Source organism: Gilliamella sp. wkB308, from assembly GCF_001690185.1.
GTDB classification, from domain to species: Bacteria; Pseudomonadota; Gammaproteobacteria; order Enterobacterales; family Orbaceae; genus Gilliamella; species Gilliamella apicola_I.
This window is the reverse complement of sequence record NZ_LZGN01000037.1, coordinates 23923-42681: the sequence shown is the minus strand read 5'-3', so window position 1 is coordinate 42681 and position 18759 is coordinate 23923. Positions and strand designations below refer to the sequence as shown.

The following is an 18759-nucleotide window of genomic DNA, read 5'->3' as shown; positions in this document are numbered from 1 at the left end:
AATATAGTGTTTTTAAAAAAATATTTTATTTTTGTTTTTCTGTTGAAATTTTATTTATTTCCACGAGAAAAAAAGATTTTTGTCTGCTTTTTAAATGTTTTTTATTTTATATTTGATATATATCAAATTAATTTACTTTCATGAGTTACTTACATTAAATTTGCTTATCCATTGATTTTAAAAGACTTAATTCTTGTTTTTGCCCTTTTTCTTTTAAAATTTAAAATAAATAAAAAAACAAATAAAAACGTTGACTGAAACGAAAAAAAATGGATAATAAGCAGTGTAAGGATTTTTCATTGTTTTCTTTCCTTATATTCCTTATATTTCATGTTGGCCTGTATATTTATATGCAGGTCTTTTTTTTTGCTTAAACTTCTTATGAATTCATCCCTTAAAAGGTATAATGTATAAACATATATACCATTTGTTTACAATTCTATTGTTAGACGAATTAATAAAATTTAATTAAGAGGATTTTATTATGTCATTTAGTATCCCGCATCTTTTAGTCTTTCTTGCTGTTGTCGTATTGTTATTTGGCACTAAAAAACTGCGAAATTTAGGATCTGATTTAGGTTCGGCGTTGAAAGGGTTTAAAAAGGAGATGAATGAAGATATTGAATCCAAAAATGATCCTAAATTAGATAATAAATAATTGAACTATGAGTATTCAATTTGATGTAGCCATTGTTGGGGGTGGCTTAGTAGGTTTAGCAACGGCTTGTGCTTTAAGTGATTATGATTTGAATATTGCCATTATTGATAAAAATATTCACCAACATGAATGTTTGCAAGCGGATAAAATTGGGATCAGGGCTTCAGCGCTAAATGGTGCTAGCCAGCGCTATTTTACTCAAATTGGTATTTGGGATGACCTTTGTTCAAGTGGTCGAGTACAAGAGTTTACCGAAATTGATGTTTGGGAAAAGAATGGGCAGGCTCATTTATCAGCACAGGCTAAGGACTATGGTTATCCAAATTTAGGTTATATCATAGAAAATCACGTTATGTCTCATTATCTTTATCACTATGCTTTAGCTAGTAACAACATAACGCTTTATAGCCAAGAAGTGATAGATAGTGTATTTGATGATAATTGTGCTTTTTTGACCTTGGCAGATCAAGTTACTTTACCAGCTAAACTTATTATAGGTGCAGATGGTGCAAATTCTTGGATTCGTCAGCATGAAAACATTTCTGTTTTAGAACGTAATTATATTCATCACGCATTAATTACAACCGTTGAAACCGAATATCCTCATCACGCTTGTGCAAAACAAATTTTTTATCCCAATGGTATTGTTGCTTTTCTTCCGCTTTATCATCCTAATAGAAGTTGTTTAGTATGGTCTACTAAACCCGATTATGCAGCTAATTTAGCTTTGTTATCTGAAACGGAGTTTTCATATCAATTATTTCAATTAACAGGTGATAAAGTAGGTCACTGTCAGTTAATTAACCCAAGAATGATTTTTCCTTTAAAAGCACGCTTTGCCAAGCAGTTTGTTAAACATCGTTTAGTTTTAGTTGGCGATGCAGCGCACACAATTCATCCTTTAGCTGGGCAAGGCGTCAACTTAGGTTTTCAAGATTCGGCCTTGTTAGTGTCGACAATAAAAAAATTAATCGATGAGAATCAGGATATTGGCTTGGTCAGTAATCTAAAATCATTTCAGTTTACGCGTCGTAAAGATACGATGGTAATGTTAGCGGCTATGCAAACTATTCAAGATATGTTTAATGGGGATAACTTATTTAAGAAGGCACTAAGAACGGTAGGAATGAATACTATTGATTATTGTTCACCATTAAAAAAACAGTTAATCAAATATGCCATGAAGATATAATTTAGCTAATGTTAATTATCCTGTAACTTGTGCTACAGGATATAACAATTTTGATAAATTATTTGAATGCTATTTGATATGATGTCGGAACAAATGGCGATGAAGAAATACGTAAAGGCCAATATGGATCACTGAGTAAACCTCGACCAATCGCTATCAAATCTGCATCGCCTCGGCTTAAAACGTAATCGGCTAAGTAATGATCTTCAAGCATACCAACAGCTATTATTGGTAAATCTATCGATTGTCTGATAGCGCTAGCCAAGTAAACCTGATAACCGGCATGAAAATCAGGGGTGTTTGCTGGATCAAGCTGTCCGTCACCGCCACCACTCACATCTAAAACGTCTGCACCTGCATCGGCAAAACGTTTAGCTATTTTGCATCCATAATCAACACCATATCCATCTTTACCATATTCTTGCGCTGAAAACCGAATTATTAACGGCATATCAGGTGGCATAACCGATTTAGCGGCTTTAATGACTTGTTCTCCAAAGAGTAACTTATCTTGACCATATTCATCGGTTCGTAAATTGGTTTTAGGTGAACTGAATTGATGTATTAAGTAACCATGTGCGCCATGGATTTCAATTGCATCGAAACCTGCTTCAACGGCCCGTTGGGTTGATTCTTTAAATTTTTGAATAATGTCAGCGATTTCATCTTTTGATAATTCTCTTGGCGTTTGATATTGCCACTGTTTATTGGCTTCGTTAGTGCCGTCATAAAGAAGAGGAGAGCAAGATACCACATCATCAGCTCCTAAAGCTTTACGCCCTGCATGGGCAATTTGAATGGCTATTTTGCTATTTTGGGCGTGAACGGCATCAACAATACGTTTGAACTGATCTCGTTGCTCATCATTCCATAAACCCAGACAATTTGGCGAGATTCGTCCATTTGGCGCAACATTCGTCATTTCAACAATAATTAACCCAACGCCCCCAACAGCTCTTGAAACATAATGAACAAAATGCCAATCATTTGGTAGACCATCTTTAGCTTGATATTGACACATTGGAGGCATAACAATACGATTTTTTAATGATAATCTTTTGATCGTAAAGGGCGTATTTAAATAAGATATTTTAGCCATATAGAATTCCTTAAATTACTGGTGAACAATATATTCTCAACTTTTTGTGAAGAATAATTAAGCTATAATATCGCTAATTTAACCGATAGTTAACAAACCGATCAATTTTAAGCTCATTTAATCAATCATGAATTCAATTGCTTCAATAAATTGTAAATAGGTGTTGCTAAGCCAATTTTCGCATTTTCTGTTGTTAAGTTATACCAATAGCTATTACTTTCATCTAAACATTTCGTGTTGTTAACTATGATGCAATGAATCGGTATGATATCTAAATGAAAATGGCTAAAAGTATGGCGAAAAGAAATCAATTGTTGTGGTGGAGTTGTTTGAATTCCACAATCGTTTAGCCAATTGATTAATGCTTGCTTTGTAGCAAATTGTGGTGGGCAATATAAACCACCCCAGATACCCGATGGCGGTCGTTTTTCAAGCCATATACTCTGGTTGTATTCAAGCATCAAAAAATATGCCGATTTTTCAGGAATGGTTGTTTTTGGTTTTTTGGTAGGATATTGTTGCCAACTGTCTGTTTGAAAAGCGATACAATCACTTTGCAGTGGACATAAGTTACATTTAGGTTTGGTACGAGTGCAAACCATTGCGCCAATATCCATCATCGCTTGATTAAATTTGGCTACATCATGCTTTGGTGTGACCTGTTCGCTCAATTGCCAAAGTCTGTTTTCAATGCTTTTATTGCCAGGCCAACCTTCAACAGCAAAAAAGCGTGTTAAAACCCGTTTTACATTACCATCTAAAATAGGGTAATGTTGGTTTTGAGATAGCGATAAAATTGCGCCAGCGGTTGAACGCCCAACACCGGGTAAGGCAACGACATCATCAAATAGAGTAGGGAAGTGACCTTTAAACTTGTCAGTAACCATTTTCGCTGCTTTATGTAAATTACGGGCTCGAGCATAGTAACCCAGTCCAGTCCACAAATGTAATACATCATCAATCGGGGCGTGTGCTAAATCGGTTATCTTCGGAAAATGCGCAATAAAACGATTGAAGTAAGGGATGACAGTTGCAACTTGAGTTTGTTGGAGCATCACTTCCGACAACCAAACATGGTAAGAACTTTTTTCAATTTGCCAAGGTAGCGTTTTTCTGCCGTACTCGTCATACCACTTGAGCACGGCATTGGAAAATTTTTGCATAGTGTTTATGATTAATTATATGAGCGATGAAATTGAATCACTTGGATAACAGCCAAGCACTTTGGTGTATAAAGTAATAGCTGAGAGTTCCTTGAGCGCGGTTTGCATTTCATGAGAATGAAGATTGCCTTGTAGATCGATATAAAACATCTCTTCCCATGGTGTACCATGGATTGGTCGAGACTCCAGCTTTGTCATGACAATGTTGTGATTGCGCAATACTAGTAATGCATCAACTAAGGCCCCAGCTTGTTGACCTGTTTTCATTAGGATAGTGGTTTTAGCTGGAATCTGATTTGAAACATCAACGGGTTGTCGTGCTAACACAATAAAGCGGGTGATATTTTCTTTTTGATTTGCAAAATCATGTTCAAGTACTTGAAGTCCATATAATTCACCGCCGTCTTTGTTACCCATTGCAGCAACATTTGGCTTATTGAGGCTGGCAACTATCTCCATGGCTGATGAGGTACTGTCACAATAGACAATCTTCCAATGAGGTGATTTTTCTAAAAAGTTACTGCATTGTTGAAATGGTTGTGGATGACTATAAATAGTATCAATTTGCTCTAGTTTGGCATCAGCAATAGCAAGTACGCAGTGATCAATAGGTAATGAAAGTTCACCAATGATATGTAAATTGGTTTTTTGTAAAAGATCATAAACTTCATTAATCGAACCAGAGCTTGAATTTTCGATAGGTAAAATACCAAAATCAACCATTCCTTTTTCGACTTGCTCAAAAACATCTTTAAAGGTTGAACAACTGGATTCCGTCATTTCTTCAAAGTGAGCACTCGCATAACGTCGCGCAGCAGAGTGGGAGTAAGAACCTTTTGGCCCTAAAAAAGCAACTTTTGCCGTCGCTATGGTATTGTGATTTAGTTTTTCTTGTAGGATCTTCTGTTGTAGTAGAACGGAATCTTCAATAATCACCTGATATAAACGTTTTATTAAAAAATCATCCAGATGATAGGCTTTTCCTTGATGAATAAGTGAGTTGATTAATGAGCGTTCACGTTCTAAATCACGTACAGGAATGTTGGCTTCAATTTTTGTTTGAATGACTTGTGTTGAAATTTGGCGACGTTTAGCGACAAGCTCTAATATTTTCGCATCAATTTCATTAATTTTATCTCGCAAGGGTAGTAAAGGATTAACAGTCATTTGGCTTAATTAAGTAAAAAATAGATGTGTAATATTATAACAAGCTAAAAAATAAAGGCACTATCAAAGTGCCTTTTAATTTATTTGTGATCATCTATTTTTAAACTTGCTCTTCGAGTACGGCTCCTTTGATGCTATCAAAGGCTCGGCGAGATTCCCCTTTATGCTGAATCTTATTGAGTTGTTTTTCGAGTTTGCCAATAAGATCATTGATTGCCGCATACATATCAATGTGTTTAGCTGAAGCAACTAAAGGTGTTCCTTTGGTCGCAATGGTGGCATCAATAATAAATCCATCAGGTTCTTTCGATAATATAAAGTGAGGGTTGATTAACAGTGCTCTCCATTTATCTAATTTTGAAAACTTATCTTCAAGATAACGACGAATTGCAGGAGTAATGTCCATTTGTTTACTGGTAATACTTAACGTCATGATTGACCTCCACTATGTTTACTATAAAGTTTACTAAAAAATTCGCTAACAAATTGAGCTAACTCAATGGTGGATTTCTACCTCTACATTGGCAAATTATTGCAGTTTCGTCAATCAGTTATTTATTTATTCTGTAAATTTTGTGATTAACATTCAAAATAATTTCTGCTGATTTTAATCAATGAGATTTCAAATCTGCATTTTGCAATCTTTTTCCTATATACTGTTAACTATTTGGTTCTAATAGGAACTCGATACTTTTTAATGAGGATAATGTGAATTATTTAGATAACGTGAAAATTGTTTTAGTTGAAACTTCGCATACTGGTAATATGGGATCAGCCGCTAGAGCGATGAAAACAATGGGATTAACGCATCTTTGTTTGGTTAACCCTGTGATAAAACCAGATTCTCAATCCATTTCTTTAGCAGCTGGGGCGAGTGATATTATTAAACAAGCCCAAATTTTTTCATCTTTGGACGAGGCGATTGCAGATTGTCGGCTAGTGATTGGGACTAGTGCTCGTCCTCGCAGCTTACAGTGGCCGAATCTCACACCGAAAGAATGTGGCGATAAAATTATTCAAGAAGCATCGAATAGTGATGCAAAAGTTGCTTTGGTCTTTGGTCGTGAACGAGTCGGATTAACCAATGAGGAGTTGCAAAAGTGCCATTATCATGTTGGTATCCCTGCAAATCCAACATATAGCTCATTGAATTTGGCAATGTCAGTACAAGTACTTTGTTATGAAATACGAATGTCAATGTTAAATTTGGTAACTGTTCTAACTGAACATGAGGCTGATATAAATAGTGTTGAGTTCCCAAAAGATGAAGACATCGAACGTTTCTATCAGCATTTAGAACAAACTTTATTGAAGACTGAATTTATTAATGCTAATCATCCCGGTCAAATTATGGGGCGTTTACGTCGGTTATTTACTCGCGCACGGATTGAACAACAAGAGTTAAATATTTTACGAGGTATTTTAACGTCAGTGGATAAAAAATTAAGATAGATGATTATCAACACCCATTTTTAAATGGGTGTTTTAACTTATATCATCAACTTTTTTTGCGCCAAGTCGTGCCATTTGCCCCATCTTCAAGCACGATATTCAAAGCATTTAATTTATCTCGAGCTTCATCGGCTAACGCCCAATTCTTACTGGCGCGGGCTTCATTACGTTGTTGAATCAAAGCATCGATTAAACTGCTATCAACATCGTCTTGTGATTCGCCTTGTAAAAATTTGACTGGATCTTGTTCTAATAGACCTAGAACAGCGGATAAATAGCGTAATTCGGCTGCCAATTCATTGGCATGCGCCATATCATTTTCCGCTTTTGCTTTATTAATTTCACGTGCAAGATCAAATAGTGTGGAATAAGCTTCTGGTGTATTGAAGTCATCATTCATTGCTTGACAGAATTGACGGTAGTAATCACTGTCTGGTGTGGTATGAGGATGATTAGGATCAGTATCCCGTAAAGCTGTATATAAACGCTCTAGTGCCACTCGAGCTTGTTTTAGATTCTCTTCACTATAGTTGAGTTGACTGCGATAGTGACCTGATAATAAGAAGTAGCGAACTGTTTCTGCATCATAATGCTTTAATACATCACGAATCGTGAAAAAGTTATTTAGTGATTTTGACATTTTTTCTTGGTCAATCATTACCATACCTGAATGCATCCAATAATTCACATATTGTCCATCATGGGCACAAGTTGATTGAGCAATTTCATTTTCGTGGTGTGGGAACATTAAATCAGACCCACCACCATGAATATCAAAATGATTACCCAATTGGTAGCTATTCATTGCTGAACATTCTATATGCCAACCAGGGCGACCTTTCCCCCATGGCGAATCCCAACTTGGTTCGTTTGGTTTAGACATTTTCCATAACACAAAGTCCATTGGATTGCGTTTTACATCAACAATATCAACACGGGCACCCGCTTGTAGTTGTTCTAAATTTTGACGAGATAAAATACCATAATTAGGATCACTATCGACGGAAAACATCACATCGCCATTATCAGCAATATAAGCATGGTCTTTTTTTATTAACTCTTCAACCAATTCAATAATCTGTTGCATATGTTGAGTTGCACGAGGTTCAACGTCAGGACGTTTAATATTCAATGCATCAAAATCAGCATACATCTCTTGTAACATACGTTCGGTTAATTGTTCACAGGTTTCGCCATTTTCAAGGGCTCTTTTAATGATCTTATCATCAATATCGGTAATGTTACGGACATAAGTTAAGTCATAACCTAAAAAACGCAGATAACGAGAAACAACATCAAATGCGACAAAAGTGCGCCCATGACCAATATGACAAAGATCGTAAATCGTCACCCCACAGACATAAAGTCCGACTTTATTGGGAGTAATAGATTGAAACACTTCTTTTTCTCGAGATAATGTATTGAATATTTTAAGCATTCTAGTTTACTATTTATTAATAAGAGATTATGGCGATTAATATAACAAAAATCGTCATACGACGAAATTACTTATTAACATCTTTACAACGAAAATGAAAGGAATCTAATTTATGCCATTCGGTTTTTGATGCCACAGGCGTAGGTTTAAGAGCGGTTGAGTATGGTTATTGATGCTAAACCAAAAAATAAGATTCATTGAATTATTGATAACAATTATGTTGATAATTGCATTAATTAATTGGCGGAAGAAATCCGCCAAATTTGATTTGAAACGAAATTTTTATCTGAAAAGACGATAAAGATAGATTAATAAAATTGCCCCTAATACTGAGATAAACAAACTTGGGAAATTAAATCCAGTGACGCTTCCCCAGCCGAAGAAAGTACTTATATACCCTCCAACCAAGGCACCCGCTATACCGAGCAGAATAGTTTTTACCACCCCAACACTGCCTAACGGCATAAAAAATTTAGCAATCCAACCGGCAATTAATCCTAGAATAATCCAACTTATAATACCCATGATAATTTACCCTTATTTTGTTGTGTTTAATGTTAGCTTACTGATGTAGTAAATTGAACTAAAAGCAATACATTTTTTAAACGTATAAATCACTAATAACAAACAATATGAAGATTGATGACTATATTGAAATATAAAGAATAGTTTTATGAACGAACTATATAAAGTAGATTGTCTATATTCTATAATTTTTTTTATTAAATGTTTAGATATTTTATTTGGCTTTACAATTTATTTTTTGGATTGGATTTGTTACTTTTCTAACTAATAAAAGAGGAAGAGATTATCTTCCTCATAGAGCGTATTATTCAAAAATTGTTTTGTGGAGAATTTTAATGATGTCTTCTGCATCATTACTTCTTGATAATAAACAAAGGTTATGCGTGCTAGCCCCGTAGCAGCAAAGTCGAATAATAAAATCATCTAAGACACCAAATACTTCTTTGGCTATACCTTTGGTTGATGTCAGTTTATTACCAATGATGGCTATTAAAGCTAAATCTTCTTCAACCTCGACATGGCAAAGTGTGGATAGCTCATCAAATAGTGCTTTAGTTAATAAACTGGTGCCATTGGTGTTGGTTCCTGTTGTATCAATAGTTAATGCAATGCTGACTTCTGACGTTGTGACTAAATCAACAGAAATATTATGTTTAGCCAGTATAGTAAACACATTCGCTAAAAAGCCTTGTGCATGTAACATATTTAAACTAGTTAACGTAAGTAAGGTTTGTTTGCGGCGCAGTGCTAATGCTCTAAATGATGGCAGATCTGATTTGATGCTGTTGGTATTATAAACAATTGTTCCGCCTGCTTGTGGCGCTTTACTCGACCCGACAAATACTGGGATATTGCTTCGAACAGCTGGCACCAGTGTTGCAGGATGTAACACTTTAGCACCAAATGTCGCCATTTCCGCCGCTTCAGCAAAAGAAATTTCGTCAATACGTTTAGCGGATGGCGCAATTCGAGGATCGGTAGTATAGATACCTGCAACATCTGTCCAAATATCGATTTGTGTTGCATTTAACGCTTCACCAAGCAAAGCGGCAGTATAATCGCTACCACCACGACCTAAGGTAGTGGTTTTACCGGTGCTTTCTGAACCAATAAATCCTTGTGTAACAATAATGTTATTGGCATACAATGATTTTAAATGGGCACAACAGAGTTGTTTAATGTCTTCAATTATTGGTGTGGCTTTGCCAAATTTATTATCCGTCCGCATGACTTTACGCACATCGAACCATAACACATTTTTCTGTTTTTCTTTCAATATTTCTACAAAAAGTTTAGAAGACATAATTTCGCCATGACTGACAAGTTCGTCGGTTAGGGCGGATGATGTCGCTAGACTAGCGGCTTCTGATAAAGAGGCAATATTAGCAATTATCTGATCTATCTCAGCACGTAATGTAGGATTTTGAGGAAGTTGTTCTAAAATACTATATTGAATAGATTGAATTTTCGCAATGTGTTGTGCTCTTACTTCAGCATCTCGCCCTTCAGCTAAAGCTACTAACAAATTTGTAATACCTGCAGAGGCAGATAATACCACAACTTTGACATTCGGATTAGTGATAACGATATTTGCACTGTTTACCATAGATTGGTAATCGGCAACACTGGTACCACCAAATTTAGCAATTACAAATGATGTTTCCATGAATTCCTCATATTAAAAATAATTATTTTTAACAGAGTTAGAGCGAGGTCATGACTTATTTACCGTTAAGAAAAATGAGTAAAACCCTGAAGCGCTCCACCTGTTAGGGTGACAACCCAAGGGATTCAGCCCTTGCAGTCGATCTAATTGAGTTCTGGATTAACAATTAAATCTCGGCATTACATCCCCTCAATCATTTATTAACGGTTCCAGCCCCTAAAACAATCTACCTGAGTAATGCGCCTCTTCGTTCTTATGATTTAAATTACAAAATCAGTGTGTATAGAATTAACGATTCTGTTAATTGTGTCAATAGGTTAAATAATAAAAAATTCAAATAATAACAAAAAAGTTAACTGATCAGTTTTTATAATTCTTGTTCAAATAGCTCAAGAATAATTTGATATAATTTTTTCACCGTACATCCTTTCGTTGGTGTACTGAAAATTGTATCATCGCCAGCAATAGAACCTAAAATACCTTCTGATTTTCCAATTGAGTCAAGTAATCTTGCGATAAGTTGCGCAGCGCCTGGGCTAGTGCGTATGACGACCATAGAACTATTATAATCAATATCTAAAACCAAATTTTTTAATGGGCTGCTTGTTGTTGGAACACTGATTTCAGCGGGTAAACAATAAACCATTTCCGATTTGGCATTTCGTGTTCTTACGGCGCCAAATTTAGTTAACATTCTTGATACTTTAGATTGATTAATATTGTCAAAACCTTGCTCTTGAAGAGCTTGAACAATTTCAACTTGTGAACTGAATTTTTCTTGACTTAGCATCTCTTTGAATACGCGAGTGAAATCATCTTGTTTCATAGTGTTCCTTTGGATTAAATGTTTTACTGTTTTGACATTCAATTTTATTTATAAACATTGCTTAAAAAGTTTAAAACCAATCAGATATAACAATATAGAAGTCAGATGTTATATCTTATTACAAATAAACTTTATCGAATTGAGAAATAAATGTAGTTTATTTTATTAGATAATTATGCATCAAAGTTGCATAAAACTAAAGTTTCTATTTTACAGGTTTATGCGGTCGAAAAGCTTTAACAACATGTTCATATGTTTCGATGTATGGTCCTTCTAATAGCTCAATACAGTAAGGTACACTGGCAAAAATACCATTTACAATCACATTCCCTGCATTATCTTTCACACCTTCTAATGTTTCTTGAATAGATTTAGGTCGGCCAGGTAGATTCAGAATTAAACATTTGTTTCTTACTGCACCAATCTGTCTGGATAAAATTGCGGTGGGTACAAAATGCAAACTAATTTGACGCATTTGTTCACCAAAGCCAGGTAAAATACGATCGGCTATCGCGATTGTTGCATCGGGTGTGACGTCTCTTAAAGCTGGTCCTGTTCCGCCAGTTGTCAGTATTAAATCACAATGTAATTTATCTACCAAATCGCATAAAGTTTGTTCAATTAATGGTTGTTCATCAGGGATAATACGCGGTAGGGTTTCAAACGGGGTTTTTAATGTTTTTGTCAACCATGTAATTAAAGATGGAATTCCTTCATCTTCATAGACACCATTAAATGCACGGTCTGATACCGAAACCAACCCAATTTTAATCATAATATTCTTTCCTTAATTCATGATTTATTTGAACTAAATTTATTTTAAGCGTTAGTGAGTTGATTTTAACAAAAATTAATCTTTTTTATGTTTTGTTAATCGGGTGTCATAAAATCAATTCAAATAATGCTAAAAAGCGCTTTACAATGAATAATTATATTGTCAATATTAATTCACATCAAATAGGATTTTATAGCAATTTAATTATAAAATATTCAACTAGGATACATTCATGTCATCTATTCCTGCACTTGAGTTAATTGAACTCAAAAAAATTTATAAAAATGGTGTAGAAGCATTAAAAGGTATTAATTTAACTGTACAAGCTGGTGATTTTTATGCTCTGCTTGGGCCTAATGGTGCTGGAAAATCCACAACGATTGGTATCATAAGTTCTTTGGTTACCAAAACATCGGGTCAAGTTAACATTTTTGGATTTGATTTAGATAAAGATATCGTCAACGCCAAAAGGCAGTTAGGGTTAGTGCCTCAAGAATTTAATTTCAATCAGTTTGAAGAAGTACTACAAATTGTTGCAAACCAAGGAGGATATTACGGATTACCCCGTAAATTAGCACTTGAACGTGCTGAAAAATATTTACGTATTTTAGATCTTTGGGATAAGCGTAACAGCCGGGCAGGTATGTTATCAGGTGGTATGAAAAGACGACTCATGATAGCAAGAGCATTAGTTCATGAACCTAAATTATTAATTCTTGATGAACCAACGGCAGGGGTTGATATTGAATTACGGCGTTCTATGTGGGATTTTTTGAGAGAAATCAATCGTCAGGGTATCACGATTATTTTGACCACACATTATTTAGAAGAAGCAGAGATGTTATGTCGGCATATTGGTATTATTCAACATGGTGAGCTCATTGCTAATTCTTCTATGCGTGATTTACTGGCGAATAGTCAATCTGAAACGATTATTATCGATTACTTACCAGTCAGTCAGCCTATAGTTTTAAACGGTTATGCATTTACCAATTTAGAGCCAGGCGTATTGGAAGTTAAAGTCGATAAACAGCATGGATTAAATCAATTGTTTGAGCAACTTAATCAACAACAAATCAAAGTTATCAGTATGCGCAATAAAACCAATCGACTTGAAGAGTTATTTGTTGATTTAGTGCGTAATGATACTCAAACAAAAGGAGCCGATAATGAATAATTTATACTGGATAGCCCTAAAAAGTATCTGGCGTAAAGAGGTGATACGATTTTTAAGAATTTGGATTCAAACCTTAATTCCTCCTGTTATAACTATGTCACTTTATTTTATTATTTTTGGGAATCTAATTGGGTCACGAGTTGGCAATATGGGTGGTCATAGTTATATGGCATTTATTGTTCCGGGATTAATTATGATGTCGGTAATTACCAACTCTTATACGAATGTTTGTTCATCATTTTTTAGTGCTAAATTTCAACGCAATATTGAAGAGCTTTTAGTCGCACCTGTGCCAACACATATCTTAATTTGGGGATTTGTTGGTGGAGGTGTTATTCGAGGTATTTTAACTGGCGCTTTAGTGACAATAGTATCCCTTTTTTTTGTGACTTATGAAGTTCATTCTTGGGTATTCGTTATTTTTACACTACTATTAACGTCAATATTATTCTCATTAGCTGGGCTTTTAAATGCAGTTTATGCTAAAACATTTGATGATATTAGTATTGTACCAACATTCGTATTAACGCCGTTAACTTATCTTGGGGGGGTATTTTATTCAATCACGTTGCTGCCCACATTTTGGCAGTGGGTATCTAAATTAAATCCTATTGTCTATATGATTAATGGTTTTCGTTATGGTTTTCTTGGTACTACAGATGTTTCACTATGGATAACTTTTTCAATGCTTATCTTGTTTGTGGTGATTTTATATGTCGCTGTGTGGCGTTTGATTGAGAGTGGTAAAGGATTAAGAAGTTAAGCCGTAAAAATAACACCGCCGACGTAAGTCGGCGGATAAGTAGAACCATCAAGTTTTTTGTTAATAATATGAAATATCAAACAATTAACACGCTAAAATAACAATATTATTGTCGAGATTAGACATTAAAGGACTACTCATAAATACCTAGTTTTTTCTCTAAGTAATGGATATTTGTTCCACCTTTTTGGAAGTTTTTATCATTCATAATTTCAATATGAAGATCAATATTGGTTTTAATACCATCGATAACGAGTTCAGCTAACGCATTTTTCATCCGAGCAATCGCCACTTCACGAGTTTCACCATAGGCAATTAATTTACCAATCATTGAATCATAGTAGGGTGGTACGGTATAACCAGCGTAGATATGAGATTCCCAACGAATACCAAACCCACCCGGCGCATGAAAACGAGTAATTTTGCCCGGTGATGGCATAAATGTTTTTGGATCTTCGGCGTTAATTCTACACTCAATCGCGTGACCTTTAATGTGAATATCACTCTGTTTGATTGATAGTGGTTTGCCAGCGGCAATTAAGATTTGTTCTCGAATCAAATCAACGCCAGTTATCATTTCAGTCACAGGATGTTCTACTTGAATACGCGTGTTCATTTCAATGAAGTAAAACTCACCATCTTCAAATAAAAATTCAAATGTACCTGCGCCACGATAACCTATCTCAATACAAGCATTAACGCAACGTTCCCCGATAAATTTACGCATTTTTGGCGTAATTCCAACAGCAGGAGCTTCTTCTACCACTTTTTGGTGACGTCTTTGCATTGAACAATCGCGCTCACCTAAATAAACTGCATTACCCTGACCATCAGAAAGCACTTGTATTTCAATATGACGTGGATTTTCAAGGAATTTTTCCATATAAACCATATCATTATTGAAAGCAGTTTTGGCTTCTAGTTTGGTCATTTTAATGGATTGTTCCAGATCTTTTTCATCACGAACAATACGCATACCACGACCACCACCGCCACCTGAGGCTTTAATAATGACAGGATAACCTATTTTTTTGGCTATCTGTTTATTTGTATCAATATTATTGCTCAATGGACCATCAGAACCAGGTACACAAGGCACACCTGCTTTTTTCATGGCTTCAATCGCAGATACTTTATCACCCATTAAACGAATCGTGTCTGGTTTTGGACCGACAAAAATAAAACCAGAACGTTCAACTTGCTCTGCAAAATCAGCATTTTCTGATAAGAATCCATATCCAGGATGAATCGCAGCTGCGCCGGTAACTTCCGCCGCTGAAATTAATGCCGGTATATTAAGATAGCTTTTGGCAGATGCCGCAGGCCCGATACAGACAGTTTCATCTGCAAGTAAGACATGTTTTAAATCTTTATCTGCCAAAGAATGAACAGCAACCGTTTTAATGCCAAGTTCTTTACATGCACGTAATATACGTAGCGCAATTTCACCGCGATTAGCAATAAGAATTTTATCAAGCATATTCAATCTCTTAATCGTAAAAATTAATTAATAAATTCTGATTATTCAATAATGAATAATGGTTGATCAAATTCAACGGGTTGACCATTTTCAACTAAAATAGCTTTAATAGTCCCAGCTTTTTCTGATTCAATTTGATTCATCATTTTCATCGCTTCGACAATGCAAAGTACATCGCCTACATTCACTGTTTGCCCAACTTCAACAAACGCTTTTGATTCAGGGCTAGGTGTACGATAAAAAGTACCAACCATTGGGGATTTTATTGTTGTTCCAGAAACAGCAACAGGCTCAACTTCATTAGCCACTTCTCCATTAGAAGAAGCTGATGTTACTACAACAGGAGCAGCTTGAGGAATTTGAATATTTTGTACAGGCGCAGAATAGCTTGTTGTTGCCACTGAACGGCTAATACGTACTGATTCTTCACCTTCAGAGATTTCAAGTTCTGAAATTCCTGACTCTTCAACTAACTCAATTAATTTTTTAATTTTGCGTATATCCATGAATTACACCGTGTTTATTTGATATAAGTAACAATTAATTAATGCATCCTTAATATCTTAAAAGGAATCTTTTAAGGTGATAATAAGGCAGTAACTCAACATTAACGCCGCAGGATACACTGTAAAATATAATTTGTCATTATATATCTCCTTTACAATCTATTGCTATACTATTTTCTAGGTATTATTTTATAATTGCGATACAATATTATAACTCAATTATTATTGAGGCTTGCTATGGAATTGACAGACTAAATAAGATATTATTTTGACCGATCTTACAAGAAAATTATATTTTATAATTAGCTTGCTTCAAACTCTAAATATACTTAAACAAGATTAATTCTAGGAAAAGTTTTTATTATGTTCAAAAAAGTTCGCGGCTTGTTTTCAAATGATTTATCTATTGATTTAGGTACAGCCAATACACTTATTTATGTAAAAGGGCAAGGGATCGTGTTAAACGAACCTTCCGTTGTTGCCATTCGACAAGATCGTTCTGGAACACCGAAAAGTGTTGCTGCTGTCGGACAGGCTGCGAAACAGATGTTAGGGCGTACTCCGGGTAATATTGCAGCTATTAGACCCATGAAAGATGGTGTTATCGCTGACTTTTCTGTGACAGAAAAAATGTTACAGTATTTTATTCGCCAAGTGCACAGCCATAGCTTTTTAAGACCTAGCCCACGTGTTCTTGTTTGTGTGCCTGTTGGGGCAACACAGGTTGAACGTCGTGCTATTCGGGAATCGGCATTAGGGGCAGGTGCTCGTGAAGTCTATTTAATTGAAGAGCCAATGGCAGCCGCTATCGGTGCAGACTTACCCGTCTCTTCACCAACGGGATCGATGGTAGTTGATATTGGCGGCGGAACGACAGAAGTTGCAGTAATTTCGCTTAATGGTGTGGTTTACTCTGCTTCTGCTCGAATTGGTGGTGACCGATTTGATGAAGCTATTATCAATTATGTTCGTCGTAATTATGGTGCACTCATTGGTGAAGCAACAGCCGAAAAAATTAAACATTTTATTGGTAGTGCATACCCAGGTGATGAAGTGCTTGAAATTGAAGTTCGTGGGCGTAACTTAGCCGAAGGTGTTCCTCGTAGCTTTACGTTGAACTCAAATGAGATTTTAGAAGCGTTACAAGAACCATTAAGTGGTATCGTGAGTGCGGTTAAGGTCGCGTTAGAACAGTGTCCGCCAGAGCTTGCTTCTGATATTTCTGAACATGGTATGGTATTAACAGGTGGTGGTGCGTTATTACGTAATATCGATAAGTTGTTAGCCGCTGAAACGGGTATCCATGTTGTTGTCGCAGAAGATCCGCTTACTTGTGTAGCACGAGGTGGAGGAAAAGCACTGGATATGGTTGACATGCATGGTGGTGATCTTTTCAGTGAAGATTAAGATTTGTCTTAGTTACCATTTCATTTAGTGCAATAAAGTGGTAAATTATTCAATATCATACTTTCTTATCCGTCGACATTGTCGACGGAGTCATATCTTTGTATCAATAGCGCTTAAGTATATAACAGGTAAGTATTGAACAATGAAATTACTTTTTTCTAATCGTTCACCGCTTAGTGTGCAACTATTTATTTCTATGGCACTTGCTTTAATTTTAATAGTTTTTGATGTTAATTATCGTCCATTTAAAGAAATTCGATATTATCTCGATACTATTATTTCGCCACTTTATTACATTTCTAATTCGCCGGCAGCATCGTATGATTCACTCTATGAAATGTCGAAATCCAGAGAAGAATTAGTCAATGAGAATGAAAGATTATCTGAAGAATTATTAAATAAAAAAGCAGATCTGCTACTACTTGCACATTTAAGACACGAAAATAATCGATTACGGGAGTTATTGAAAGCACCTTTATGGCATGAAGAGCATAAAATGGCTGCTCAAGTTTTATTAGCTGATACTAATCCTTATGCCTATCAGATCGTTATCAATAAAGGGCAACATGAAGGAGTATATGTTGGGCAACCTGTGATTGATGAAAAAGGTATTGTTGGACAGATTTATGAGACAGCTCAAAACACGAGTCGAGCTATTTTAGTCTGTGATTTTCAACATGCTATACCTGTTCAAGTGCAAAGAAATGATATTGCTATGGTTGCTGTCGGTAATGGATGTAATAACGATTTAACACTCGATTTTTTACCGAATAATGTTGATATTAAAGTCGGTGATGTTCTTGTCACATCGGGGCTAGATGGTCGATTTCCCGAAGGCTATCCTGTTGCGGTAGTAAGTTCAGTTAAAATTGATATCAGTGATTCATCACCCATTATTTCAGCCACCCCGACTGCTGATTTAAAACGACTACGTTATCTATTACTATTATGGGGCGATCAAGGAGAACAACATGAAAAACCCTAGAGGAATACTAGTTATTTGGATAACGTTATTTTTAGGTTTATGTTTACAAATTATACCTTGGACGCCATCTTATAATATATACAAGCCACATGTGCTAATGCTCTTCTTAGCTTATTGGTTAATTGCGCTTCCACATCGTGTTGGTATAGGGACAGCATTTATTCTAGGCATTATTATGGATCTCTTTTCCGGTACAATAATCGGTATCCATGCATTTATTTTTTCTATTATTGCTTATTTACTGATTTTTAAATACCAGTTGATTCGTAATTTAGCACTATGGCAACAATGCTTTATCATTTTTGGCATATCAATTTGTTATAATTTATTGATGTTTTTATTTCAGGTCAGTATTTATCATACTATAACAATGTCCCCATTAATTTTACTATCAAGTTTGGTTGACGGAGTATTATGGATAGTAATTTACCTTTTTTTACGACTAGTGAGACGAAGCTTTGCGATCAATTAATTAGCGAT

19 protein-coding genes and 1 riboswitch are annotated in these 18759 nt (G+C 35.4%); of the genes, 8 read left to right on the top strand and 11 right to left on the bottom strand.

Annotated elements, in window-relative coordinates:
• Positions 1 to 484: 484 nt before the first annotated feature.
• The gene (tatA, locus tag A9G10_RS12500) at positions 485 to 658 is read left to right on the top strand and encodes a twin-arginine translocase TatA/TatE family subunit (protein ID WP_081299111.1); all 174 of its coding nucleotides are present in this window, start codon (positions 485 to 487) and stop codon (positions 656 to 658) included.
• A 7-nt stretch (positions 659 to 665) separates the two neighbouring features.
• The gene (locus A9G10_RS06580; protein ID WP_065558756.1) at positions 666 to 1850 is read left to right on the top strand and encodes an FAD-dependent monooxygenase; all 1185 of its coding nucleotides are present in this window, start codon (positions 666 to 668) and stop codon (positions 1848 to 1850) included.
• Positions 1851 to 1908: 58 nt separating this feature from the next.
• On the opposite strand, the gene A9G10_RS06575 is transcribed toward A9G10_RS06580, so the two are convergent.
• The 4 genes from A9G10_RS06575 to raiA form a co-directional block, all read right to left on the bottom strand.
• Positions 1909 to 2949 (bottom strand): NADH:flavin oxidoreductase/NADH oxidase, encoded by a 1041-nt coding sequence (locus A9G10_RS06575; RefSeq protein WP_065558755.1) that lies wholly within the window; start codon positions 2947 to 2949, stop codon positions 1909 to 1911.
• A 125-nt stretch (positions 2950 to 3074) separates the two neighbouring features.
• Positions 3075 to 4112 (bottom strand): A/G-specific adenine glycosylase, encoded by a 1038-nt coding sequence (mutY, locus tag A9G10_RS06570; RefSeq protein ID WP_065558754.1) that lies wholly within the window; start codon positions 4110 to 4112, stop codon positions 3075 to 3077.
• Between the two features lie 15 nt (positions 4113 to 4127).
• Entirely contained in the window at positions 4128 to 5279 is a 1152-nt protein-coding gene (gene pheA / locus A9G10_RS06565; RefSeq protein WP_065558753.1) for a bifunctional chorismate mutase/prephenate dehydratase, read from the bottom strand.
• A gap of 100 nt (positions 5280 to 5379) precedes the next feature.
• Positions 5380 to 5712, bottom strand: a complete 333-nt coding sequence (gene raiA / locus A9G10_RS06560) for a ribosome-associated translation inhibitor RaiA (RefSeq protein WP_065558752.1) — start codon at positions 5710 to 5712, stop codon at positions 5380 to 5382.
• 332 nt (positions 5713 to 6044) lie between these two features.
• Between raiA and trmJ the strand changes: the two genes are divergently transcribed.
• Positions 6045 to 6731, top strand: a complete 687-nt coding sequence (gene trmJ / locus A9G10_RS06555) for a tRNA (cytosine(32)/uridine(32)-2'-O)-methyltransferase TrmJ (protein ID WP_065559015.1) — start codon at positions 6045 to 6047, stop codon at positions 6729 to 6731.
• A 46-nt stretch (positions 6732 to 6777) separates the two neighbouring features.
• Here the strand turns inward: trmJ and cysS are convergent, their stop codons facing one another.
• From cysS to mog, 5 genes are all read right to left on the bottom strand, one after another.
• Positions 6778 to 8169: a cysteine--tRNA ligase gene (gene cysS / locus A9G10_RS06550; RefSeq protein ID WP_065558751.1), complete on the bottom strand. Its 1392-nt coding sequence runs from the start codon at positions 8167 to 8169 to the stop codon at positions 6778 to 6780.
• 282 nt (positions 8170 to 8451) lie between these two features.
• Positions 8452 to 8694 (bottom strand): GlsB/YeaQ/YmgE family stress response membrane protein, encoded by a 243-nt coding sequence (locus A9G10_RS06545; RefSeq protein WP_065558750.1) that lies wholly within the window; start codon positions 8692 to 8694, stop codon positions 8452 to 8454.
• A gap of 304 nt (positions 8695 to 8998) precedes the next feature.
• Complete coding sequence (lysC, locus tag A9G10_RS06540; protein WP_065558749.1) at positions 8999 to 10360, bottom strand: lysine-sensitive aspartokinase 3; 1362 nt, start codon at positions 10358 to 10360, stop codon at positions 8999 to 9001.
• Positions 10361 to 10441: 81 nt separating this feature from the next.
• Positions 10442 to 10616, bottom strand: a riboswitch (Lysine riboswitch).
• A gap of 111 nt (positions 10617 to 10727) precedes the next feature.
• Positions 10728 to 11186: a transcriptional regulator ArgR gene (gene argR / locus A9G10_RS06535; protein WP_065558748.1), complete on the bottom strand. Its 459-nt coding sequence runs from the start codon at positions 11184 to 11186 to the stop codon at positions 10728 to 10730.
• Positions 11187 to 11391: 205 nt separating this feature from the next.
• Positions 11392 to 11961 carry a molybdopterin adenylyltransferase gene (gene mog / locus A9G10_RS06530; protein ID WP_065558747.1) on the bottom strand — a complete coding sequence of 190 codons (570 nt, stop codon included), beginning with the start codon at positions 11959 to 11961 and terminating at the stop codon, positions 11392 to 11394.
• A gap of 232 nt (positions 11962 to 12193) precedes the next feature.
• Here mog and A9G10_RS06525 point away from each other — a divergent pair, with 232 nt between their 5' ends.
• Positions 12194 to 13138, top strand: coding sequence for an ABC transporter ATP-binding protein (locus A9G10_RS06525; protein WP_065558746.1), 945 nt, complete (start codon positions 12194 to 12196; stop codon positions 13136 to 13138).
• Entirely contained in the window at positions 13131 to 13901 is a 771-nt protein-coding gene (locus A9G10_RS06520; protein ID WP_065558745.1) for an ABC transporter permease, read from the top strand. Before A9G10_RS06525 ends, A9G10_RS06520 begins: the two co-directional genes overlap by 8 nt.
• Before the next feature lie 133 nt (positions 13902 to 14034).
• Here A9G10_RS06520 and accC read toward each other — a convergent pair whose 3' ends face one another.
• Positions 14035 to 15381, bottom strand: a complete 1347-nt coding sequence (gene accC / locus A9G10_RS06515; RefSeq protein ID WP_065558744.1) for an acetyl-CoA carboxylase biotin carboxylase subunit — start codon at positions 15379 to 15381, stop codon at positions 14035 to 14037.
• A 41-nt stretch (positions 15382 to 15422) separates the two neighbouring features.
• Positions 15423 to 15887: an acetyl-CoA carboxylase biotin carboxyl carrier protein gene (gene accB, locus A9G10_RS06510; RefSeq protein ID WP_065558743.1), complete on the bottom strand. Its 465-nt coding sequence runs from the start codon at positions 15885 to 15887 to the stop codon at positions 15423 to 15425.
• A 363-nt stretch (positions 15888 to 16250) separates the two neighbouring features.
• Between accB and A9G10_RS06505 the strand changes: the two genes are divergently transcribed.
• From A9G10_RS06505 to mreD, 3 genes are all read left to right on the top strand, one after another.
• Positions 16251 to 17294, top strand: coding sequence for a rod shape-determining protein (locus tag A9G10_RS06505; protein ID WP_065558742.1), 1044 nt, complete (start codon positions 16251 to 16253; stop codon positions 17292 to 17294).
• Positions 17295 to 17436: 142 nt separating this feature from the next.
• Entirely contained in the window at positions 17437 to 18279 is an 843-nt protein-coding gene (mreC, locus tag A9G10_RS06500) for a rod shape-determining protein MreC (protein ID WP_065558741.1), read from the top strand.
• Positions 18266 to 18751 (top strand): rod shape-determining protein MreD, encoded by a 486-nt coding sequence (gene mreD, locus A9G10_RS06495; RefSeq protein ID WP_065558740.1) that lies wholly within the window; start codon positions 18266 to 18268, stop codon positions 18749 to 18751. The genes mreC and mreD overlap by 14 nt, the downstream gene beginning before the upstream one ends.
• The last annotated feature ends 8 nt before the right edge of the window (positions 18752 to 18759 follow it).